The organism is Affinundibacterium flavidum (assembly GCF_014284175.1).
Classification (GTDB): Bacteria; Pseudomonadota; Gammaproteobacteria; order Burkholderiales; family Burkholderiaceae_D; genus Undibacterium; species Undibacterium flavidum.
This window is the reverse complement of the sequence record NZ_JACOGA010000015.1, coordinates 42,660-63,971: the sequence shown is the minus strand read 5'-3', so window position 1 is coordinate 63,971 and position 21,312 is coordinate 42,660. Positions and strand designations below refer to the sequence as shown.

The 21,312-nt window shown below is 44.6% G+C and carries 23 protein-coding genes; all 23 read left to right on the top strand.

What is annotated here, in order from left to right:
* The first annotated feature begins 465 nt into the window (after positions 1 to 465).
* The 23 genes from H8K55_RS15905 to H8K55_RS15795 all read left to right on the top strand — a co-directional run bounded on the left by H8K55_RS15905 (position 466) and on the right by H8K55_RS15795 (position 21,291).
* A complete protein-coding gene (locus H8K55_RS15905; RefSeq protein WP_222612499.1) occupies positions 466 to 1,110 on the top strand; it encodes a FliH/SctL family protein in 645 nt (214 codons plus the stop codon).
* A 130-nt stretch (positions 1,111 to 1,240) separates the two neighbouring features.
* Positions 1,241 to 1,537 carry a flagellar biosynthesis protein FliQ gene (gene fliQ / locus H8K55_RS15900; protein WP_408057980.1) on the top strand — a complete coding sequence of 99 codons (297 nt, stop codon included), beginning with the start codon at positions 1,241 to 1,243 and terminating at the stop codon, positions 1,535 to 1,537.
* A gap of 22 nt (positions 1,538 to 1,559) precedes the next feature.
* A complete protein-coding gene (locus H8K55_RS15895; protein WP_329605054.1) occupies positions 1,560 to 2,453 on the top strand; it encodes a flagellar biosynthetic protein FliR in 894 nt (297 codons plus the stop codon).
* Positions 2,443 to 3,531, top strand: coding sequence for an EscU/YscU/HrcU family type III secretion system export apparatus switch protein (locus tag H8K55_RS15890; RefSeq protein WP_186943047.1), 1,089 nt, complete (start codon positions 2,443 to 2,445; stop codon positions 3,529 to 3,531). Before H8K55_RS15895 ends, H8K55_RS15890 begins: the two co-directional genes overlap by 11 nt.
* The gene (gene flhA / locus H8K55_RS15885; protein WP_186943046.1) at positions 3,531 to 5,615 is read left to right on the top strand and encodes a flagellar biosynthesis protein FlhA; all 2,085 of its coding nucleotides are present in this window, start codon (positions 3,531 to 3,533) and stop codon (positions 5,613 to 5,615) included. Before H8K55_RS15890 ends, flhA begins: the two co-directional genes overlap by 1 nt.
* Before the next feature lie 93 nt (positions 5,616 to 5,708).
* Positions 5,709 to 6,476, top strand: a complete 768-nt coding sequence (locus H8K55_RS15880; RefSeq protein WP_186943045.1) for a flagellar hook-basal body protein — start codon at positions 5,709 to 5,711, stop codon at positions 6,474 to 6,476.
* 54 nt (positions 6,477 to 6,530) lie between these two features.
* Positions 6,531 to 7,328 (top strand): flagellar basal-body rod protein FlgG, encoded by a 798-nt coding sequence (gene flgG, locus H8K55_RS15875; protein WP_186943044.1) that lies wholly within the window; start codon positions 6,531 to 6,533, stop codon positions 7,326 to 7,328.
* Between the two features lie 21 nt (positions 7,329 to 7,349).
* Positions 7,350 to 8,345, top strand: coding sequence for a flagellar basal body P-ring formation chaperone FlgA (gene flgA / locus H8K55_RS15870; RefSeq protein ID WP_186943043.1), 996 nt, complete (start codon positions 7,350 to 7,352; stop codon positions 8,343 to 8,345).
* A 239-nt stretch (positions 8,346 to 8,584) separates the two neighbouring features.
* On the top strand, positions 8,585 to 9,103 hold the full coding sequence (locus tag H8K55_RS15865) for a flagellar basal body L-ring protein FlgH (protein ID WP_186943042.1): 519 nt from the start codon (positions 8,585 to 8,587) through the stop codon (positions 9,101 to 9,103).
* Positions 9,104 to 9,105: 2 nt separating this feature from the next.
* Positions 9,106 to 10,281, top strand: a complete 1,176-nt coding sequence (locus H8K55_RS15860) for a flagellar basal body P-ring protein FlgI (protein WP_230408656.1) — start codon at positions 9,106 to 9,108, stop codon at positions 10,279 to 10,281.
* Positions 10,282 to 10,326: 45 nt separating this feature from the next.
* Complete coding sequence (gene flgB, locus H8K55_RS15855) at positions 10,327 to 10,716, top strand: flagellar basal body rod protein FlgB (RefSeq protein ID WP_186943041.1); 390 nt, start codon at positions 10,327 to 10,329, stop codon at positions 10,714 to 10,716.
* A 38-nt stretch (positions 10,717 to 10,754) separates the two neighbouring features.
* Complete coding sequence (gene flgC / locus H8K55_RS15850; protein WP_186943040.1) at positions 10,755 to 11,204, top strand: flagellar basal body rod protein FlgC; 450 nt, start codon at positions 10,755 to 10,757, stop codon at positions 11,202 to 11,204.
* Positions 11,204 to 11,509: a flagellar hook-basal body complex protein FliE gene (gene fliE, locus H8K55_RS15845; protein ID WP_186943039.1), complete on the top strand. Its 306-nt coding sequence runs from the start codon at positions 11,204 to 11,206 to the stop codon at positions 11,507 to 11,509. The genes flgC and fliE overlap by 1 nt, the downstream gene beginning before the upstream one ends.
* Positions 11,510 to 11,592: 83 nt before the next feature.
* Entirely contained in the window at positions 11,593 to 13,089 is a 1,497-nt protein-coding gene (fliF, locus tag H8K55_RS15840) for a flagellar basal-body MS-ring/collar protein FliF (RefSeq protein WP_186943038.1), read from the top strand.
* 13 nt (positions 13,090 to 13,102) lie between these two features.
* Entirely contained in the window at positions 13,103 to 13,756 is a 654-nt protein-coding gene (locus H8K55_RS15835; RefSeq protein ID WP_186943037.1) for a hypothetical protein, read from the top strand.
* 130 nt (positions 13,757 to 13,886) lie between these two features.
* Positions 13,887 to 15,269, top strand: a complete 1,383-nt coding sequence (locus tag H8K55_RS15830; RefSeq protein ID WP_186943036.1) for a FliI/YscN family ATPase — start codon at positions 13,887 to 13,889, stop codon at positions 15,267 to 15,269.
* Complete coding sequence (locus H8K55_RS15825; RefSeq protein WP_186943035.1) at positions 15,266 to 15,748, top strand: hypothetical protein; 483 nt, start codon at positions 15,266 to 15,268, stop codon at positions 15,746 to 15,748. The genes H8K55_RS15830 and H8K55_RS15825 overlap by 4 nt, the downstream gene beginning before the upstream one ends.
* Positions 15,749 to 15,750: 2 nt before the next feature.
* Positions 15,751 to 17,559 carry a hypothetical protein gene (locus H8K55_RS15820; RefSeq protein WP_186943034.1) on the top strand — a complete coding sequence of 603 codons (1,809 nt, stop codon included), beginning with the start codon at positions 15,751 to 15,753 and terminating at the stop codon, positions 17,557 to 17,559.
* Positions 17,556 to 17,960 (top strand): flagellar hook assembly protein FlgD, encoded by a 405-nt coding sequence (locus tag H8K55_RS15815; protein WP_186943033.1) that lies wholly within the window; start codon positions 17,556 to 17,558, stop codon positions 17,958 to 17,960. Before H8K55_RS15820 ends, H8K55_RS15815 begins: the two co-directional genes overlap by 4 nt.
* Before the next feature lie 116 nt (positions 17,961 to 18,076).
* Positions 18,077 to 19,255: a flagellar basal-body rod protein FlgF gene (gene flgF, locus H8K55_RS15810; protein ID WP_186943032.1), complete on the top strand. Its 1,179-nt coding sequence runs from the start codon at positions 18,077 to 18,079 to the stop codon at positions 19,253 to 19,255.
* A gap of 3 nt (positions 19,256 to 19,258) precedes the next feature.
* Positions 19,259 to 20,113 (top strand): flagellar motor switch protein FliM, encoded by an 855-nt coding sequence (locus H8K55_RS22205; protein ID WP_186943031.1) that lies wholly within the window; start codon positions 19,259 to 19,261, stop codon positions 20,111 to 20,113.
* A gap of 208 nt (positions 20,114 to 20,321) precedes the next feature.
* Complete coding sequence (locus H8K55_RS15800) at positions 20,322 to 20,714, top strand: FliM/FliN family flagellar motor switch protein (protein WP_186943030.1); 393 nt, start codon at positions 20,322 to 20,324, stop codon at positions 20,712 to 20,714.
* 88 nt (positions 20,715 to 20,802) lie between these two features.
* Positions 20,803 to 21,291, top strand: a complete 489-nt coding sequence (locus H8K55_RS15795) for a hypothetical protein (RefSeq protein ID WP_186943029.1) — start codon at positions 20,803 to 20,805, stop codon at positions 21,289 to 21,291.
* The last annotated feature ends 21 nt before the right edge of the window (positions 21,292 to 21,312 follow it).

The following is a 21,312-nucleotide window of genomic DNA, read 5'->3' as shown; positions in this document are numbered from 1 at the left end:
TGTTTTATGAATAGGTGAACGTAGGGGGCGACTTATAAGTTCTTCTGATGTGATTTTTATGTATAGGTTGATGATTTCTCAAAATTAAGTAAATATTTGCATTTTTTTTTGCATAAAATGCATGCAAAATAAAACACAAGCTGACCAAATTCTTTTCAAACTTCCCATATTTCCCTTGTGGAAATTTAATTGTGATAATTTTATTTGCAAATTGCAATTAAATTTCCTCTAGCATATCATCTCATCGCTTTTCATCATTTATTTTCAAAATAAAAACAAATTGTGTAGCCGATATTGTTTTTTTCCATTATATTTCGGCACTTATTTGTGTTGCAAATACGCTTACTTTTTTGATTGTGGCCTTATCTTATGGTTTCGATTCTCCGATCTCCTGAAATTTCGACGAACAAGCGTTCGCTCGTAAATTTGCGCTCCAAAGCGATGGTGAAGCCAAGTAAGCCTCCTATGCCGGCAGCAGCAAATGTTGAACCTGTATTCGATAAACATCCAGTCATGAAAACCATGCCAGATGAAGAGAAGATTAAGGAAATTACAGAAAAGGCTAGGGCGGCCATTCTCACACAATTAAAAGACGAAGTTGATTCGGCGAAAGAAGTGGCCCGCCAACGTGGTTTTCTTGAGGGTAAGCAAGCAGGTATTGATGAAGCAAAGCGCGAATTTGCGGCGCAATTGAAAGATATTGAAGCCTTATCGACCAAGGTTCAGACTGCATTAAAAAATAACGTTTTGGATTTGGAAGATATTGCGGTCGCAGTCACGTTCGAAGCCGTGTGCAAAATGATGGGAGCAAGCGCGCACAGTTGTGATGCCGTGCGTGCCATGGTGAAGCAAGTGTTGAAGCAATGCGCGAATTCGAGTGAGTTAGTAGTGCATTTACATCCTGCAGATTTACGCATTTTGCGTGAGCAAGGCGTACCAGACTTTGCCGATCAGACGCAAGCCAAAGTCAGTTGGATAGCTGATACTAGTTTGCAATTGGGTGGCTGCACGGTCGAAGTAGATGGTGGTGTACTTGATGCGAGACTTGAGACTCAACTAGGTGCATTGAAATCGATTTTGTTGGCGGCACGTGCAAAGCAGTCTGAATAATTTTTGAAATATTGTTGTAATCGCTGTATGAGTTAAGAGGGATCGGATTTTACTTGGCAGAATTTTGATTTTTGCTAAGTAAAAATAAGGGAGTGATCCTCGCCAAAAAACACATGAATCGTTCTAATGTGTGCATCACATTAGACAGAAGGAGCTGCACTTGCATTCTGATTACGCACTCAATCTAATGTCCGACTTATTCTGGACAGGTCTTTTGATATGTATGCCAGTTTTGGGTTTGACCATGCTCATTGGTTTAATGATTAGCGTATTTCAAGTAGTCACTCAAATTCAGGAAATGTCCCTGACTTTCGTCCCTAAGTTGATAACTGCTGCCTTGACTTTGATCATTGCCGGGCCTTGGATGTTGCGCAAATTGACGCAGTTCACAGTCAAACTGTGGACCAACATTCCTGCCATGTTTTAGTGCGAATGTGAGTTAAGTCAAGATGATGGAATTCGGGATGTCATTTGCGCAGTGGGGAAATAATTCGTGGCTGATGCACGTATTTTTTCTATCCATTCGCATGGCAGGCGTTCTCTTGTTTTCGCCGATTTTATTTGCTAATCCTATTCCAGGTTCTGTTCGTATTTTGCTCATACTCTGCTTGAGTATAGCAATTGCCATGGGAATCACATCAGAGCTTGCTCAGACAGAATCGTATTCTGGCGGCCTTGGATTTATCGTGGCCGCGGCACTCAAAGAGTTGATGTTAGGAGCAAGTTTCTCGATCGGTGCGATGATTGCGTTTGCTGCCATCTCGGTTGCAGGAAACCTATTGGATATACAAATAGGCTTCGGTGTAGCCCAAGTGTTTGATCCATTAACGCAGAAGCAAGTGCCCATTTTGACCTCTGCTTTCAATCAACTTGGCGTCATCTTTTTCTTTCTGGTCAATGGTCACCATACCGTGTTGCGAGCGGTGGCATTGAGTGTCGATAAATTCCCGCTAGGGGCATCATGGTCAATCGAAAGTTTTGCTCTGCCGGTTATGAAGCAAATCGGAATGTTATTTACTCTAGGTTTTGCATTGGCTGCACCAGTAGTGTTTTGCGTGTTGTTGGTAGAGCTCTCGCTTGGTGTGGTGTCGCGGAATATGCCGCAGATGAATATGTTTGTCATGGGAGTGCCGATCAAGATCGTGGTCGGTATCGTCGCTTTGTCGATCTGGTTTGTCGCTATGGGCAATGTTTTAAATCGTGTTTACGGCAGTATTTTTCAGACTTGGGATTGGATGTTGTCAACACCACAGTCACAGCAGTCTAATAGTTCGGTTCCACAAGCAAGGCTTGATATTGCGCCTCGATTCATCGCAGTGAAAGGGGCATTTGATGTCGGATGAAGATTTTGACCGCAGCGAAGATGCCACGCCGTATAAGCTTGAAAAGGCGAAAGAAAAAGGTCAGGTCGCAAAGAGTACAGATGCTGTTTCGGTGCTGGTGTTTATTGTCGCTTTGGTGATGCTGTATTGGCGAGGCCTTGATGGCATGCGTGAGTTGTTTCGTTTTGATTTGGCTTTAATTGCAAAGATGGGACAAACCGACTCTAGCTTTGCGAGTAATTGGTATCTGTTGTCAAATATGTTGAAGGGTGGGATCTTCATGCTGTTGCCATTTTTTTTTGCCATTATGTTGACTGCCATTGTTTCCAATTTAGTACAAACAGGCGCTATCTTGTCGACCCATCCGATCACGCCTGATTTTACTAAGCTCAATCCTGCAAATGGGATAAAGAAATTTTTTTCTATGCGCAGCTTGTTTGATGCGGGTCGCATTTGTTTGAAATTGCTATTACTTGGTCTGGTCGTATATATCGCTTTGAAGGGCTTGACTAGCCAATTCTTTCATATTGCAGCGTATTCTCCTGCGGAGGCTCTGAAGTTATTGTTGGACGATGTCGTTTCGCTAGGGTTTAAGATGGCTCTCATGTTGTTCTTGTTAGCTGCTGTTGACTTGATTTATACGCGCCGTGAATTCGCAAAAAAAATGCGTATGAGTAAGCGTGATATTAAAGATGAGATGAAGAATCGTGATGGCGATCCTCGTATTCGTTCACGGTTGCGTGAGTTGCGCAAAGAAATGCTCAAACGCAGTCAGTCTGCAGCTAAAACTAAGGATGCTGACGTACTCATTACGAATCCAACGCATATTGCAGTCGCACTGCGTTATGAACATGGGAAGATGGATTCACCACAACTGTTGGCGAAAGGTGCTGGTAGCCTGGCAGCCGCCATGCGAAAAATTGCGGCACGTCACCAGATTCCAGTCGTACAAAATCGTAGCTTGGCGCGCAAACTTTTTCATGAAGTTGACGTTGAACACCACGTCCCACAGCACTTATATGCTGACGTCGCACGGATTTTGATTTGGGTAATGGCAATGCGAAAAGCACGTCAAGAGAGAATGGCGAGGCCAGCATAATGAATCAGATTAGTAAAGTTTTAGGAAAATACAGTGATCTCGGTTTAGTGTTTTTTACACTGACTGTATTGGTTATTTTGTTCGCGCCGATTCCCAGTCCGGTGCTGGACTTTTTGATTTTGACGAATTTTAGTTTCGCGTTTCTTATCTTGTTGTTGACTTTCTACATGGCTCGCCCTGTGGAGTTTTCAACTTTCCCATCACTGCTATTGATCGCGACTCTCTTTCGATTGTCGTTAAATGTTGCGGCGACGAGATTAATTTTGTCGCATGGTGATGCTGGTCGCGTTATCGGTGCTATCGGCGCATACGTTGTGGGCGGGAATTACGTCATTGGCTTAATCATCTTTCTGATTTTGATTGTCGTTCAGTATGTGGTGATTACGAGTGGTGCACAACGCGTGTCAGAAGTAGCGGCGCGTTTTACGCTGGATAGTATGCCAGGCCAACAAATGAGTATTGACGCTGATTTGAATATGGGGTTCATCGATCAGGCGGAAGCACAACGTCGACGCAAGAACCTTGAGAAAGAATCGGGATTTTATGGCGCGATGGATGGTGCAAGTAAATTTGTAAAAGGTGATGCGATCGCGGGCATCATTATTCTATTGATCAATATTGTTGGTGGTCTGTTGATTGGCATCATGCAATTGGGTATTCCTTGGGCGCAGGCTTTGCAAACCTATACTTTGCTGACGATAGGTGACGGTATCGTAACTCAAGTGCCTGCGTTGGTGATTGCTTTGGGCACGGGCATTATCGTGACGCGCTCAGCGTCGGATGGCAATTTGAGTAAAGAAGTTTTTACACAGATTTCTTCATTTCCCAAGACCTTGCTCTTGGTTTCTCTCGCACTGGGGGTATTGGTTATTTTGCCTGGAATTCCCGGCGTACCTGCCGCCGGCCTGATGTGCGTGATGTTGTTTTTTACTTATATGGCGTATCGCCGCAAAAACGAAACTGAAGGTGTCACGACAGATGATGAAGCTGTTGACGATGTTGCTGGCACTATGGATAAAGAAAATAAAAACGATCCTTACGCCATGTTGCCGGTGGAACCCATTGAAATTCATGTTGGCGCAAATTGGACACCACTCATTACTATTTCCGCTAGTAGTTTAATGGAACGCATTGGTATTTTTCGTAAGCAGCACGCGATGGATCTAGGCTTGGTTCTGCCAAAAGTAAAATTTAAGGATGGTAAAAAACTAGCGGCTGATCGATATGAAATTTGTGTTGATGGTGTGGTTGTCGGGAAGGGAGAAGCGCGCATCAATCAAATTTTGGCTATCCACCCAAAAGGTGATCTGACTTCGATTGAAGGAGAAGCCACTAAAGACCCAACCTATGGATTGCCAGCACTATGGATAGATGAAAATCTCAGGAGCAAAGCGACTAGCCTTGGTTACACATTAGTAGACGGCGAAACTGTATTTCTTACACATCTGACAGAGGTGTTGAAGCGCGAATCTGCGACTTTGATGACTAGGGCAGAAACAGAAAGGTTGTTGAACCGTGTGCGTCAAACGCAACCAAGTTTGGTTGAAGAGTTGATTCCAACCGTTTTGTCGGTGAGTGATGTGCAGCGCGTTTTGCAAAATCTACTACGTGAGAAAGTATCGATTCGGCATATTGAAGCGATTCTTGAGACATTGGCAGATTCTGGGCGATTATCTAAAGCGCATATTTATCTTACAGAAGCAGTGCGTCAACGCTTGGGAAATGCTATTTGTCAGAGCTTACTCGGTGAGTCAAATGCCTTGCATGTGATTACGCTTGATCCGGCTTTAGAGAACGAATTTATGCAGAGCGTGATTCAAATGCATCAAGAAGGTGCGCAAGGACAAGCACCTCGTCCGTTTGTTTTAGAACCGAAATTGGCAGAACAATTTGTGAGCAAATTGGTTCAACAAAGTGAGAAGATGATGAAGAGTAATTTATTGCCGGTATTGTTATGTTCACCTGATTTGCGTCGACATATTCGTGCCTTGAGTGAACGGGTTGTTCCTCATTTGCGGGTGTTGTCGATGTCAGAAATACCGCAAACCATAGAGTTGAAATCGTTTGGTACTGTCGAAATTTGAGTGGCACATCGAATTGTTTGAGTGAGTAACTGAACGAGTAACTGAGTAAATAATTGAGTGAACAGATAAGTCCGTAAATAAGTGAGTAAATGTATGCGTGGAATTTTAGCGGTGACTTTGCAAAGTATGCAGAATGACATGAAGCGTGTCGATGTCGTGGGTGCCAATCTCGCCAACGCGACGACGTCAGGTTATAAGCGCGAAATGGTGATTGAACGACCGTTTGTTGAATTAATGATGCAAACAGCATCTACCGCACAGAATGCTTCGACAGACGAATCTCATCCATTGATGGCACAAGTCATGACCGATACGCGAGCAGGTATGCTCAAGGCAACGGGACAGAAGTTAGATCTAGCTTTAGGCGGCAATGGCTATTTTGAGATTCAAACAAATGACGGTATTGCATATACCCGTCAAGGGAATTTGCAGCTTGATGCACGTGGCCGATTAGTAACGGCGCAGGGGTATCCTGTTTTGGGCAAGGCAGGCGAAATTTTTTTGAAGACGAGCAATCCTATCATTGACGAGAACGGCAATATTCGTGACGGTAGTTTAGATCACCAAGGAACCGCGACGACCGATAAGGTGCTTGCGCAGATCAAGGTAATGACTATGAAAGACAGTCGTGCGCTCAGAAAAATCGGAGATGGCCTAATCGTTGCCAATGAACAGGCTGAATGGACAGAAGCTAGTTCACCGATGATTAAACAGGGGCATCTGGAGAATTCAAATGTGAGTTCGATGGAGGAGATGGTGCAACTCATGCAAGCTATGCGACATTTTGAATCCATGCAAAAAGTGACGCAAGGATACGATGAAATGTTGGGAACGGCTATTCGCAAGTTAGGCGATATTTAGCCAAACCTATCGCTTAGACTAAATTTGAATTTTATATTTTGGGGAAAATAACTGATGAGCAAATCACTCTACATTGGCGCTACCGGGATGCAGGCGCAACAGGCGAATGTTGATGCCATTGCTAACAACTTGGCGAATGCCAATACTCCCGGATATAAAAAGAGTCGGGTGAGTTTTACCGACATGATGGTACAAGATGTGGCACGTACTAACCCTTTGGGTGGAGCAGAGAATGAGGTTGGACTCGCCGCGAATCTAGCGCGAATTGGTGCTGGCGTAAGGATCGCTGCGACGGGAAAAATGTTTGATCAAGGTGAATTAAAGCGTACTGATTCGGCATTGGATATCGCTATTCAAGGCGATGGATTTATAGAGATTAACATGCCTGATGGCAGTGTGGCCTATAGCCGAGGCGGTACCCTCAAACTCACGAAAGAAGGGCAATTGGCGTTAGCGTCGGGGCCAACGTTAAAGGCATCCATGGTAATCCCAGACAGTGCGCAGTCAATGACTATTGCTGGTGATGGCACAGTGCGTTACAGATTAGCAGGACAATCGACTGATGTTGAAGCTGGCAAGATTGAATTGGTTAATTTTGTGAGTCCAGGCCAGTTGAGTGTCGTAGGCGATAACCTTTACAAAGCAAATGAGGCGTCGGGCGAAGCCTTGAATAGTTCGTTTGGTGATGTTGGTGTTGGCACGATTTCGCAAGGATATGTAGAAGCATCGAATGTCAAAATGGTTGAGGAGATGGTTAATTTGATGATTGCGCAACGTACTTATGAAGCGAATGTGAAGCTGGTACAAGCTGCGGATGAAATGCAGGGAATGATCAATAATTTACGTAAGTGATTTTTTGAAGGAGTGAATGAAGTGCTGACAAATAGTATGAGTGCCCGGCAAGTTGTGCGCGCGTTAATCGCGATCACAATGTTGGCACCTGTCTATGCAACTGCATCCGGTGCGGTGGTTGAATTGCGCTCGCATGTCAATGTTAAGCGCGACATCGTTACCTTAGGGGATGTTGCACAACTAAGCACGGAAGATCTGACAACGATACGACGCCTTAACACGATTTACTTAGGTCGTGCACCGAAATTGGGGCAGGTAGTGAATTTAGAAAGTGAAGTGATTCGACGCTGGGTCAATTCCCGTGTGCCAGATCTAGCCAGACAACTACAGTGGAGAGGTGCGCATCAGGTTACAGTTAGCGTTCCAGTTCAGGAGTTATCTTCAACATTGATTGGACAGACAGCTCAAAGTCATTTGCGTACTTGGCTAACACAACAGTCTGATCGCGCAGAGATGAAGTTGGTTCGGGTTCCAAAATCACTGCAAGTTCCTGAAGGTGAGGTTGAGATTAAGCCACACCCATTTAGTCAGTCAATGACTTTGCAAAAGCGCATGACTGTGTGGTTAGAGGTTTGGACGAATCAACGGTTTGTACGTTTAGTACCCGTTGAATTTGAAGTTGGCGCTTTTAAAAACGCCTATGTCTTTGATCAATCTTTGAATAAAGACGCCATTTTGTCTAAGAGTAATTTGGTAAAAACCGAACTCGATTTAACGATTGCACCACGCGATGTCGTGTTAGAGGAAAAACTGCTTGATGCTGCGCCATTACGTGTCAAACAAAGCATGAAGAAAGGTGACACTTTGACAGCCAGAGCAATGGAGCTCAAGCCTGTGGCGATACGTGGAGAATGGTTGACGCTGATCGCTAGCACTGGGGCGATCTTGGTAGAGAGTAAAGTAGAAGCGCTACAAGATGGTGCGATGGGACAGTGGATCACAGTGCGCGCAAAGGATAGCAAGGAAGTATTGAAAGCACGCGTAATTGCGGCGGGAAAAGTTGAGGTAACTTTATGAGTCACAAAGTATCAGGAAGAAACGTACAAAACAGAGCGCTAAATGAGAGACCTCTGCACAGCCTACTGCGCGATCAAATTTTGAGTCTGCGATGCTCGCTGTACTCTAGCACAGGTGCGCTTCTCGATTCAAACTTTGACCGCTCGCTACGGTTGCGCAGAGGTCTCAATGATGTAAAAAGTTATGGCTGGCGTATTTTATTACTGGCATGTCTTCTGATTGCAGTCAATGGAAGTGCCATGGCGGATAAATTATTTAAGGAAGGGAGTTATAAATCCCTGACATCAGATAAGAAGGCTGCACGTGTTGGCGATATTTTGACGGTGCAAGTGTTTGAAAATTCGAGCGCATCAACGAGCTCCGATACTGGTACACGTCGCAAAAACAATGTGAGCGCTGAGCTTAACCGTGATGGTAGTAGCGTAAAGCAAGTTGGTATTGGCGTGAATGGTGATTTTGACGGTGGTGGTAAGACCCAAAGAGCGAATCGTTTGCTTGCGACGATTAGTGTGACAGTAAAGTCTGTCAGCGAAAATGGTGATTTGCTGGTGAGCGGTCAACAATTGTTGACGGTCAACGATGAATCACAACGCGTTAATGTCGAGGGTCGCGTGCGCCCCGTCGATATTTCCGATACGAATTCCATTCTTTCCACCCGATTGGCAGATGCGAAAATTACGTATGTCGGTGAAGGCGAATTGACGGAACGTCAGCGTCGTGGATTCTGGCGCAAAGTACTTGATTGGTTTGGGCTATAAATATGTTGAATATGTTGAATCCCTTGAAATCTTTCTTGCTTGGCGGCTTTGTGTTGGTATGTGTATCGCAGAGTTTACCTAGCTACGCTAACCACGTTGACAATAAGAAAAAAAATGCTATTGAATCCAAGGAAGTCAGAGTAAAAGACCTCGGTAAACTGCAGGGTTGGCGAGACAATGCTTTGGTAGGGTATGGCATCGTTACTGGTTTAGCAGGTACTGGTGATTCTCCATCAAGCCGTACCACAAGGCAGGCTCTGGCTAATGTGTATTCTCAGTTTGAGTTGACTATTCCTGCGGAGCAAATTCAGAGTCGAAATGTTGCTGTCGTCTTGGTCAGCGCGACGCTACCACCGTTTGCACGAGAGGGCGACAATATTGATGTTGTTGTCAACTCTGCTGGGGATGCGAGAAGCTTGGTGGGCGGAAGCCTACTTCTCACACCATTAAAAGCGACCAATGGAAGAACATATGCGCTGGCTCAGGGATCGCTTTCTGTTGGTGGTTTTCGTTATGACGCCAACGGCAATGTCATCCAAAAAAATCATCCTACTGTAGGTTCAGTACCAAATGGTGCAACGGTTGAAATCAGCGTTACCTCACAGGTTGTTGACGAAAATCATAAACTTACCTTCGTGTTGGCCGAGCCCGATTACACCACGGCGAGTCGTATCGCAAAAGTAGTTAATCAAAAATTTGGATTGGATATCGCACAGGCTGGCGATGCCTCTGGTGTGCAGATCAAGGTGAGTAATGAACAAGAACTGCAATTGGTTGATTTTATCGCTGATCTTGAAAACCTCGTGGTTGAACCAGATCGTCGAGCAAAAGTTGTGATTAACGAGCGTACCGGTGTGGTCGTTGCGGGCGGTGATGTGCAAATTTCTAAGGTGGTTATTTCACACGGAGACTTGAAAATTTCTGTAGCGAATCACCAGTCTGTTTCACAACCATTTGTTATTGGGCAGGGTGCTAGTCGTGTACAAACTGCCTTTGTCACCAATACCAAATTAGACGTTGATGAAAAAAGCGGTAACGGTGTCGCGACTGGTTCTAGTACGGTTTCTGATCTCGTACAGTCTCTGGCGAAATTGAAAATGAGTACACGAGATGTGGTTTCAATATTGAGAGCCATGAAAGCAGCTGGTGCTTTGCATGCCGAGTTAATTGTGCAGTAAAAATCCTGTGGTAAACAGGAGTCTGAAAGCAGGAGCTTAATTAAAATGACAACAACACAAACAAGTATCGAGGGTATTACGAGTACCAAGTTAAGTTTGGCTTTGGATGCTGCGACCTTACGACAGCAGTTGATTGCGAACAATATCGCGAATGTGAACACAGAGGGTTACACACCCATGCGTGTGAGTTTCGCTTCACAGATCGAACAAATGGAAATGGCTTCAAAAGGGTACTCCTCTGGTGTCGGTCAGGATGCTATACCACCATTGCGTTTAGAGGCTGTGACCGATGCACAGGGCATGCCAGCTAAAGTTGAACTGGATGAAGAGGTTGCTGCAATGGCGCACAATTCAATTCAGTATCAAGCGCTGGTACGTGGCCTGATGCGCCATTATTCAATAATGAACACCGCTGTAACCGATGGTAAAAAATAGAAATAAAAAATAGAGATAAAAAATAAGGGAAAAAGAATATGGATTATCGACAAAGTTTTTCTGTCAGCGCCGTAGGTATGTCTATCGAGCGTGCGCGTGTAGACGTTGCAGCCTTGAATTTGGCGAATGCTAATACAGCGCAAAGCGCCGACGGCAATGGCTTTCGTCCCATGCGTGTAGTGGCACGCAGTCTGATGGCACCAACCGCATTTTCTACTTTGATGAACGAAAGCCTAGCAACCGGGCAGGGTGTTAACGCAGCTCCTCAGTTTAGTATGGAACCGATAAATGCTAGCCCTCGGTTGGTTTATGAACCGGGTCATCCTATGGCGAATGAAAAAGGATTTGTTGCTTACCCTGGTGTTGATACTGCGACAGAGACCGTCACTATGATGAGTGCCATGCGTGCTTATGAAGCAAATGTGGCGGCATTGAATACATCTAAAACCATGGCATTAAAAGCCTTAGATATCGGTGGAGGAAACTGATGGAAATATCAGCGATTGCCGCCATTCAAGGCGCCGAATTTCTTCCTGCGACATCCGCGCTGCCTTCAGTTGCCGCGGCTTCAAGTTCAGGTTTCTCAGATATGGTGAGTCAAGGAATAGCACAGGTAAATGAACAGCTATTGATCTCTCAAGCAGATCTGCAGACGCTTGCGACTGGAGATGTTCAAAATTTACACCAGGTGATGATGCGTCTGGAAGAGAGTCGATTGTCTTTCCAATTGATGGTTCAGGTAAGAAATCGATTATTAGAGTCTTACCAAGAGGTGATGAAGATGCAAATTTGACGCTTGCTTCGTGTAGATTGTTTTGAGATAGCAAGAGTTGATTCGGTAGTCAAAATACTTAAAATATTGTGGTTGGAGTGTTTGTGGATAGAACGTTTTGGAATAATTTGAGCCTTGCCAGCAAGTGGGGATTGGCCATTGGAGTTGCCTTGATTCTCGGTGTGACAGTGACTGTTGCAGCACTTCTATTAAAAGTAGATTATCAAATCTTGTTTGCAGATCTAAAACCTCAAGATAGTGCTGTCATGGTTGCGGAGTTAGATCGTTTGAAGATTCCCTATCGTCTCGACGATGGCGGCAATACCATTTTGGTGGAGAAAGAAGCAGTCCATGCGACTCGCTTAAAATTGTTGGGTAAAGACCTTCCCTTGCATGGTGCGATTGGGTTTGAGTTGTTTAACAACAGTGACTTTGGTATGACGGAGTTTGCGCAGAAGATTAATTATCAGCGTGCGCTACAAGGTGAGATTACCCGGACCATTATGTCTCTCGACGAAATTAAAGATGTTCGCGTACATCTGGCTATGCCTGAAGAAGGACTGTTTAAACGTGCTAGCAGCAAAGCCAAAGCAGCGATTAATATCGCTTTGAAGCCAGGTAAGAAGCTGCGAGCAGAACAGGTCAATGGCATACAACGTTTAGTCGCAGCCTCGGTTCCCGGCATCTTGGCGCAGGACGTTACCATCGTAGATCAACAGGGCATTGCACTAACCCGCACAGGAACGCAAGAATTTGAGGTGTCGAGTGCTAGTCTTGATCTAAAGCGCGATACAGAGAGCCTGCTCAACAAGAAAGCGAATGGAGTTTTAGAACAAATGTTTGGAAGTGGACAGGCATTGGCAAGCGTAGATGTTGTTCTCGATATGGATCAAATTAAGACGACGACAGAAGATGTTTTGGCAGCGCCGCCGCTATCGGGACAAGCATCGACCGGTGTGATTGTCAAAGAGCGAGAAATGAGCCGAGACAATGCAGCACCGCTTGACGCAATAAGTTCGAGCCAGGGCGTTAAACAAAGTAGCGTGAATCGTGAAGTTGACTATCAAGTAGGGAGACGTGTTGAACAGGTCATTAGTCAGCCAGGGGCAATTCGAAAAATTAGTGTAGTTGCTGTTATTCAAAAACACCTCGATGCAGAGCAGTCAGAAAAATTACGTAGCTTAGTCGCTACTGCTGTCGGTGCATCAGTAGAGCGTGGTGATAGTATTGTCGTTCAACATATTTTTTCACCAAGAGATGGTGGTCTCGAAGCGAATCTATCGAATCTGTCCAGTGAACCTGGAAATGTCGGTGCAACGAAGGAATTAGGCCATGAGAGTATTCGTGAAAATGGCGGTGAACGTAAAAGCGCAGTGATGACAAATCCTGCTTTCCAGTTGCTCATTCTGCTGGTCGTGATTGCTATTGTGATGCTTGCTGTGCTCTTATTTTTGAATGCACGTACGAACTCCAATGCGCATAGCGCTCGTCTATCTGACAAAGAAAAAGAGGCTGCCCTAAAACAAATTCGCGTATGGCTAAATAAAGACTCGGCTTTGGAATCAGTGCCCGATTTGGCAACGCGACATACGCAGGATTGAATGGGGTTAATTTATGCATATTCGTGAGGATAAATTGCAGCATTTAGCCTTAATGCTGCACAGCCTGCATCCTGAAGATCGCGATTGGTTGATGGGTGAGTTGGTTCAAGAGCAGGTTGAGCTCCTGATGCCTTTGTTAGCAGAGTTAAGCTCACTTGGTATTCCGCGTGATCGTCAAATTATTGATTCATTCTTGGCGAGAGAAAAGCATGCGGTTAGTGAGGTTATTGCTGACAGAAGTCGCGAAAGTATTTTGGATAAAATTGATCGCGTTTCGGCAAACAGGATTTACGCAGTGTTATGTGATGAGACACCTGAATTAATTGCTAGCGTATTGAATATTCATGATTGGAGTTGGTATAGCGCGTTGATGAAGTTATTTGATGTGCGTAAGGCGCGCTTAATTCAAATAAGTATTGAGAAATTTAAGGAGAAGTTTGGATCGAGTTTGGATTCACAATCCAAGCCAGAATTGTTGAATCAGAGTTTATGCTTGCATTTGTTTGAAGAACTTCAAAAACAAGAATGCAACAATGATTCTTTACAGTTGGTAGATGCATTCGGAAGTCATGCGAGGAATATCAGCAATGATGAGAATAAGACGTCCAAGCGAAGTATTTCGGGGCGTTTGAAAGCAGTTCTACAGCGATCAAGTTCTGTATATTGAGAAATTTTTTAAAGGTGGGACTTACGCAAAACAGACGCTAGCGTCGTTGCAGTCGCCTCGTCGTACAATTGTACTGTCTTCGGCGACGCGCCTAGCTAGAGCAATTTTGCGTAAGTCCTAAAAGTAATTTATGCGTGAAGATTTTGTTACTCACTACCAAGCTGCTATAGATCGTGCGGTGTTGATACGACGCGTTGGCAAGGTTAGCCAATTTAGCGGTCTCTCGATTGAAGTCGAGGGATTGAGCGCGTCTGTTGGTGAATTGTGCAAAATTTATCCTCGCCAAGTGAATGCTATTTCTCTATCAGACAGAGACTTTATTGTGGCGGAGGTTGTCGGGATTGGTCGTGACTCTTTGATTTTGATGCCCTATGGGGTGGTAGATGGTATTGCCGCGGGTTGTGAGGTGGTGGCTGAGGATCAATTTGGCAAAATCGATGTTGGTGATGCGCTGTTGGGTAGGGTGATCAATTGTTTTGGTGAAGCGCTCGATTCCAAAGGTGAAGTTCGTACTACCCAGACTCGTCGATTGCGGGTCGCGGCGGTGAATCCTATGCAAAGACCTCGGATTGAGCATGTCCTCGAAACGGGTGTGCGTGCAATTGATACGCTATTGACCATAGGTAAAGGCCAACGAGTAGGAATTTTTTCAGGAAGTGGTGTTGGCAAGAGTACTTTGCTGGGAATGATTGCGAAGCATGTCAAGGCGGACGTGAATGTTATTGCATTGATCGGAGAGCGAGGACGTGAAGTTCGCGAATTTATTGATAAGCAGCTTGGTGAAGACGGATTGAAGCGATCCGTAGTGGTGGTGGCAACGAGCGATCAACCCGCATTGGCACGTATTCGTGCAGCGTATGCGGCATTGAGTATTGCTGAGTACTTTAGAGATCAGGGTAAGCAGGTGTTGTTAACAATGGACTCGATTACACGGTTTGCTATGGCCAAACGAGAAGTTGGCCTTTCAGCCGGTGAGCCTCCAACTGCGCGTGGTTATACACCCTCAGTTTTTGCAGAGCTTCCAGAATTATGTGAGAGATGTGGTACGAGTGATTCTGGTGGTGCGATTTCAGCACTGATGACGGTATTAGTTGAAGGGGATGATTTCAATGAGCCAATTTCAGATGCACTGAGGTCGATTCTTGATGGTCATATTGTATTGTCCAGGCAAATTGCGCATAAAGGACAGTATCCAGCGATTGATATCTTGAAAAGTATAAGTCGTGTCATGTCCGATTTGGTTACTCCAGATGCACGAAAATTGGCTGTAGATATGGTGAAGTATTTGGCGCTGCTTGAGCGTAATAGTCAGATGGTGGATATCGGTGCATATGAATCTGGTTCCAATCCTGCATTGGATGCGGTGCTGGTTATTGAATCCCAATTGATGAACTGGCTACGTCAAAGCGAAGGTGGTGAAGCAAGAGAAACTGGAATCCGGGCATTAAGAGATATCCTTTCTCAAATTCCATCTACGGCCTTATCTACCGCTTTAGCGAGGGAAGCGAAATGAGTCAAGGAAAAGATTTACGTGGTTTCGTTTATCAATTAGCACCGGTGCTGAAAGTTGCAGAATGGGAGTTAAGTCGCCGACAGCAAAGACTGGCACTCCTACAAGCGGAACTTACTCAATGTGAATACGTACTGCGTGCCCTGAAACAGGCATATGTGTTGGAAGCCAATAATGCAAAAAATGTTTGGAATACGCAATTAGATGTAGCAAATCACGGTCATGCGTTGCAATACCTTCAGGAAAAAAAAATGCAAATTCAGTTTAAGACGGAAGAGTTGTTGAGGCTACAAGCTTCAGTGATAGATGCGCGTGCGGCATGCGTCGACCAACAGATGAAGCTTGAGTTGATCGAATCGCATCGCGAGAATGCGATTGCAGATTTTGGATTAGAGCAAAGTAAATTATTGAGTTCTGAAGCAGATCGAGATTGGAGTGCGCGTAGTCTTTGGCGTAAAAAAGCAAAAGTGCAGAGGGCCTGATTATGTCAATTAATATTAATCAAATATTCGATCTGACTCCAGCGAAACAAAAAACTGATATCGATCCAGATGGGGGGGCGATAGGCAGCAGACGCGACGCTTGGCGTCGTGCGATGGAGAGAGAGCAAGCGAACTCCTGGTTACAACATGGTCTGATTGCACGCGACCATTTTGTGGGATCAGATGCTGCTCAACAGAATCCGACATTCAGAGATGAACTGCATCGCGACAATACCGCAATAAAAAAAATGGCGAGATTGGGACTGTTCATCGAAAACTCTGAAGCTAAGAAAGATCTGGGTTTCGATCAATATGGCATTAGCCATATTGAAAAAGAACATCACGAGGATGAACAATCAGGAGTGGCGCAAGATAAGCCAAATTTGATAGTGCCTCACCAGATTGTCGCGCGGGTTGATAATTTGGATACTGATCAATACGGCATTCGCCATATTGAAAAACAGTCTCACGAGGACGAGCAATCAAAAGTGGCACAGGAGAACCTATCTTTGATGGTACCTAGCCAGCATGTAATTCGGGTTGATAAACAGTTTGAGAGTAAAGAGGAAGATCAAGCATTATCGACTAAGCTTGAAATGAATAGCCCACCAATCGCTGCGCGTGAGCAATCATCGGGCGTAAGTACACCTGTACAAACGCAAATTGGATTGGTGAAAGATGACGCACCAGTTGCTCCATTGTCGTTCGTCGATGAGCGTGTGCATCAGCCTGCCATCAGCAGTAAGACAGATCGTCAGCCTGAGAGTGAACAATTGCAAAAAGACCCAGTTCAAATCAAGGGAAAGTTTAAGGACGACGTAATAAAATTAAGTACCTCCAATGAAGCCCCAGATGTTAAGAAGGAACTGCCTCCTAAACTGCCTCCTAATCAATACGGTATTAGCCATATTGAAAACGGGTATCGTGAGAGTGAGCAATCAAGAACAACTCAAAATAGCCCATCTAGCTCATCCTTAAATGTGTCTCGTCAGCATGTAAATCAGATTGAGAGTCAAAAAGTAACTCAGGTTGATCAAGAGTTGGAGAGCAACGATTCGGTAACGGTATTGTCGCCTAAGCCCGAAGTGAATCACCCGCCAGTGGCTGTACGTGAGCAATCACCCGTTGGAAGTGCCCCGGCACCAGCGCAAACTGGATTGGCACAAGTTGAATCGCCTGTAATTCCCTTATCGTTCGGCAATGAAGAAGTTCATCAGACAGCCATGAGTGCTAAGCCAGATCGTCAACTTGAGAATGAGCAATTGCAAAAAGGCCTTGTTGAAGTCATGGCAAAGCTTGGAATTGACGCAATAAGAGAAAAAGCAAGCGCTTCACTTAGTCCTATAGAAACCAGATTCGCAACTAGGTCAATGGCACAATCGTCGCCTACTGTGCTCAATATGAATGACAGTTCTCGTAAAGAAGTTGCGCCGGATTTTGCATTTGACCAAGTGGATCGATTGCAGCGCAGAACGCTGGAAAAGGGACAATCTATTGAAAGAGAAACCTTACGTTTTCACACAGAGTTGTCTGAAAATGGATTAAAAATTTGGTTGGGTGTGGATGTACAAGCTCAAGTTGATCTTGCCGTTTTATCGCACACACTTCGTTTGTGGCTCACTCAGCAAGGAGTTCATTTGTATGCTTTGGTGTGTAATGGACGATCAATTTTGCAGCGCAGGGAAACAACATCGTTTGAACAAGGCGATGCGAATGATAAGCAGGATGTAAGCACTTCTCTAGTAACTGAAGGACGCAAAGTAATAATGCAGAGTGGTGTCAATGTAAACTCAAAAAGGATGGGATTATGACGATAGGATCAGTTAGTGGTGCAAGCTCCGCAAATAATTTGCAAGGGAATAGTTTGGGGATTCAAGATTTAATCAAGGTGCTGACGACGCAATTGAATTACCAAGACCCGATGAAGCCAGTTGATAATCAACAGTTCATGGCGCAGATGGCGCAGTTCACTGCTTTGCAACAGACACAAGAACTTAATTCGAAAGTTTCACAATTGATCGTGAATCAATCTGCATTACAGTCCGTGGGATTAATTGGTCGCAATGTCGATATTAGTTATGGCAGTGCGACGATCGCCGGTAAGGTAGTTTCTTTGTCTCTGAGTGGCGATTCGCCAACGATGAGCATCCTTACTACATCAGGTTCGACGTTGGACAATATTGGTCTGAATCAAATCACCAATGTTCGATAAAACTCATTTAGGACTTATGCAAAACTGCCCCAGCGTTGCTGTCGCCAATCTTGCTGAGATAATTTCGCGTAAGTCCAATAATTCAACAATATTTTAATTTTTTTCTAGGATAAATCATGCTTGATTCAATTTATATTGCGATGAGTGGTTTGCAGGGATACTCTAAGGGCTTACGCGTTATCGCTAACAATACTGCCAATATTAATACGCCGGGTTTCAAGAGCTCAAGTTTGCAGTTTGGGGATCTGTTCTATTCAAATAATGGAGCTCCTAATAATAATTTTGGCCAAGTTGGGCATGGCCTAAGCTACGGCAGTACTGCACTCAACTTTAAACAAGGTGAGTTACGTCAAACAGGAAATTCGCTTGACCTTGCAGTTGATGGGCAAGGGCTATTTACCTTGAAAGATGCTGAAGGGAAGTTGCATTACACCCGTGCAGGTCAATTTGAGTTCAACTCTGATGGCATCTTAGTTAATCGTTCTGATGGTTTCAAAGTGATGGGGCAAGATAGTGACGGTAACATGACGGAAATTTCCTTGTCTGGAAAACGTACCAGTGAGGGGAAACAAACATCAGAAATAAAATTCTCTGGTAGCCTGCTTACCACCAACACAACTCAAAATGTGACAGGTGTAAAAGTGATGGACAAGGCAGGTGGAGAACATACGCTCGGTATTAAGTTTACTAATACCAATGCAACGACTGCGGGTAGTTGGGCGGTTGAAGTATCGGAAGGAACGACAGTGATTGGTACTGGCCAAATTATTTTTTCCAATGGTCAGATTGTTCCTGCGAATTCCAAAGTTCAAATGAACTATACGCCAGCAGGTTTGACGGCAATGCCACTAAGCTTTGATTTTAGTGCAAATGTCACGGCAACCGCTTCGAGCTCCCTTTCGTTATTGGCATTTGCATCGCAAAATGGATATGGCCCCGGCGCTTTGGCTGGTGCCAGTTTTGATGCACTTGGTACACTTTCACTCAGTTATTCGAACGGGCAAACGGTACAAGGCAGCCGCTTAAGTTTAGCGCAGTTCGAAAGTTTAGATTCTGTTGCAGCACGTGGGAACAATGAATTTGATGCCGTTAATCCTGCTGATTGGCATACGGGTGTGGCGGGTAAGAGTAACTTTGGAAGTGTTAAATCTGGAATGGTAGAAATTTCTAATGTTGATTTGTCTCAAGAGTTCAGCGATCTCATTATCATGCAACGTGGATATCAAGGATCATCACAAATTATTTCAACAGCGAATGAAATGCTGCAGGAACTTTTCTCGATGAAAGGTAAGTAAACAGTGCTTGCTTATTCTAGTAATCTTTACGCGAAGAGCACCGCGGAACCTAAAGTTAAAGTTTCAGAGCTTGTTTGGCCGGACAGCCAGCAGCTTGCAAAGATTAAAGTGCTATTTCAAAACTTCGCTTCGAGTTGGTGTGCGCAATGGATTAGTGTCGGGCAATCTTCACCACTCATCGAGGTGAGCCTGGCACACGAATCTATCCCCCAATTTGACGCGCTTTGGCATCGATTTGGTGTGGAAGATGAAGGTTTCTGGATTAGTGATTTTTCTAAACTGAGATCAACTTTGAGTAAGCAACTGTTTGGTGTGGAGCATAAATATTCTTCCAACGCTGGCGGATTTTCTTTGCAGTCACGAGTTGCAGATGATGCTTATTCACATTTTCTAACATCCCTTGTGAGTTCCATATTAGTTGACCAAGGTAATGCTGTGATTTTAGAGCATGATGAACAGATTCCATATACGCAAAGGACTCCTTGGAGTGGCTGTATCCATGTATCGATTCAATTTTTGGAGCGAACAATAGATCTACTCATCGCTTGGACTACGCTGCGATCGGGTCTGTTTGGAAATGATCCAGATTTCGTGGGAAATCAATCTGTCCGAAAATCGAATCAGCAATTATCAAAGCTAAGTGCAGCGCTCAAGAACGAAATAGTAAGCCTAAGCGTGGAAATGGCAGAAGTTGAATTGGATTTAGTTAACATCAAAAATCTTTGCATTGGTGATGTGGTTCGATTGGGACATCAGTTAGATGAACCGCTGAACTTGAGAACAAATGTAGGCGAAGGAGTGTGTTCTGCCTTTCTGGGCAAGCATGGCGAACACAAAGCAATTGAGTTATTAAGATAGAGTTTACGCAAAACAGACGTTGGTGTCGTTGTATACGACTTGCCCGTGCCTTCGCAGGGACAGGCCGAGCAACCGTACTGTCTGTGGTGCCACCCTTGCAAGACTAAGTTGTTATGCGAACAGGCAACATGTAGCCTGAATTCCTCGCTACACCCAAGCCAGCGCAATTTTGTATAAGTCCTATAAGACATTTCTAGAAACGAAAAATATGACAGCGAACCAAGAAAATACTTTATCAAATACTGAACGAGATCAGCTTACGTCAGGCAATAAAGCAGAACCCTCTGTCGATATCCTTGATTTAAGCGATATGCAAGCGACGCAAGCCTCGGATATTCAGAATACTCTACCGGTGCTCAATAGCATTAACCCATTAAGCCTGGTTAAAACAAAACTGAGGGTGGTGGTTGGCGAACTGGAAATTTCCATCGGTGAACTGATGAGCGCGAAAGAGCACCAAGTTTTTCCATTGAGTACAAAATTAGATCAACCTGTTGACTTGGTTCTTGAGGGGCATACGATAGCGCGCGGGCAATTGGTCGCTATCGATGGCCATTTTGCGATTCGAATCTCCGAATTACCTATCCCGTTACAAGTTTGATCTGGTATCTATGCTATTTAATGTTCGATATCATGTTCGATATTATGTTCGATATAAACTTCGTAGTAGGCTAACACTATGGCTAGCGTTGGCATTCATTTACGCATTATTATCTACGACATTTGCCAACGCTTCGGTAGACAAAGTGACTGCCGCAAGCCCAATGACGGATGCCAGGCGGGACGCATCAGTTCCATCGAAAGCGGTGCAAGCACGTAGTGAGATACCTTTCAAAAAGGATGGAGGTGCTGCGTCCGAAAGCTTTGCCAATGTTGCGGTAAGTTTTGGATTTGTACTGCTCGTCCTCGCAGCCTTCATTTTTTATTTTAACCTACAGAAGCGTCGCTCAAATGGACAGGGGCTCTGGGGCCGAAATACGATAGCGAATGTAGATGAGAAAAAATTTTTTGTAAAAAAGCGTATCGCACTTACTTCAAAGAATACGCTTCATTTAGTGGAGTGGAATGGCGCTGAATATATGATTGCCTGTACCGATCAAGCGACAACCTTGATTGCAAGGAGCGAGATCAATGGTCGTCATGACCACGATACTCAGGTAGATGGGGCGGTGCAATGAGATTAAAAGTCTTCATCCGTA

Coding starts and splice junctions, on each gene's coding strand:
- H8K55_RS15905 (WP_222612499.1), top strand. CDS start 466: ATGCCGGCAGCAGCAAATGTTGAACCTGTATTCGATAAACATCCAGTC.
- H8K55_RS15895 (WP_329605054.1), top strand. CDS start 1,560: ATGATGGAATTCGGGATGTCATTTGCGCAGTGGGGAAATAATTCGTGG.
- H8K55_RS15890 (WP_186943047.1), top strand. CDS start 2,443: ATGTCGGATGAAGATTTTGACCGCAGCGAAGATGCCACGCCGTATAAG.
- flhA (WP_186943046.1), top strand. CDS start 3,531: ATGAATCAGATTAGTAAAGTTTTAGGAAAATACAGTGATCTCGGTTTA.
- H8K55_RS15880 (WP_186943045.1), top strand. CDS start 5,709: ATGCGTGGAATTTTAGCGGTGACTTTGCAAAGTATGCAGAATGACATG.
- flgG (WP_186943044.1), top strand. CDS start 6,531: ATGAGCAAATCACTCTACATTGGCGCTACCGGGATGCAGGCGCAACAG.
- H8K55_RS15865 (WP_186943042.1), top strand. CDS start 8,585: ATGGCGGATAAATTATTTAAGGAAGGGAGTTATAAATCCCTGACATCA.
- H8K55_RS15860 (WP_230408656.1), top strand. CDS start 9,106: ATGTTGAATATGTTGAATCCCTTGAAATCTTTCTTGCTTGGCGGCTTT.
- flgB (WP_186943041.1), top strand. CDS start 10,327: ATGACAACAACACAAACAAGTATCGAGGGTATTACGAGTACCAAGTTA.
- flgC (WP_186943040.1), top strand. CDS start 10,755: ATGGATTATCGACAAAGTTTTTCTGTCAGCGCCGTAGGTATGTCTATC.
- fliE (WP_186943039.1), top strand. CDS start 11,204: ATGGAAATATCAGCGATTGCCGCCATTCAAGGCGCCGAATTTCTTCCT.
- H8K55_RS15835 (WP_186943037.1), top strand. CDS start 13,103: ATGCATATTCGTGAGGATAAATTGCAGCATTTAGCCTTAATGCTGCAC.
- H8K55_RS15830 (WP_186943036.1), top strand. CDS start 13,887: ATGCGTGAAGATTTTGTTACTCACTACCAAGCTGCTATAGATCGTGCG.
- H8K55_RS15825 (WP_186943035.1), top strand. CDS start 15,266: ATGAGTCAAGGAAAAGATTTACGTGGTTTCGTTTATCAATTAGCACCG.
- H8K55_RS15820 (WP_186943034.1), top strand. CDS start 15,751: ATGTCAATTAATATTAATCAAATATTCGATCTGACTCCAGCGAAACAA.
- H8K55_RS15815 (WP_186943033.1), top strand. CDS start 17,556: ATGACGATAGGATCAGTTAGTGGTGCAAGCTCCGCAAATAATTTGCAA.
- flgF (WP_186943032.1), top strand. CDS start 18,077: ATGCTTGATTCAATTTATATTGCGATGAGTGGTTTGCAGGGATACTCT.
- H8K55_RS15800 (WP_186943030.1), top strand. CDS start 20,322: ATGACAGCGAACCAAGAAAATACTTTATCAAATACTGAACGAGATCAG.